At 71.2% G+C, this 330-nt stretch carries 1 pseudogene; it reads left to right on the forward strand.

Annotated elements, in window-relative coordinates:
* Nucleotides 1-330, forward strand: a pseudogene (locus tag BN1121_RS14305) (exodeoxyribonuclease V subunit alpha); the annotation flags it as partial.

Raw genomic sequence — 330 nt, forward strand, 5'->3', positions numbered from 1 at the left:
CTCGGCCCGGGCCGAGTTTCCCGACATTCGCGCCGCGCTGGATCGCCTGTTTGCCCGCGACTACGGGCGCCTGTTTGCGGCGCTGCTGCCCCTTCGCACCGCGCCGGCCTTCTCGGCACGCCACTTCCTCGAGAAGTACCTGGATCTGGTTGAGGGGGCCGAACTGGCCTGGGGCGATATTGAACGCTTACTCGCCTCGGCCCAGAGCGGCGCCGATCTCGCCCCCCTCGATGCCCTGATCCCGCTGTCGGCCTGCTGCAACGGCCAGAAACTCGCGGCCGCCACCGCCGCCGGCCGCCCCTTCGCGGTCATCTCGGGTGGCCCCGGCAC

Origin of the sequence: Aeromonas diversa CDC 2478-85, from assembly GCF_000819805.1 — a bacterium.
GTDB classification, from domain to species: Bacteria; Pseudomonadota; Gammaproteobacteria; order Enterobacterales; family Aeromonadaceae; genus Aeromonas; species Aeromonas diversa.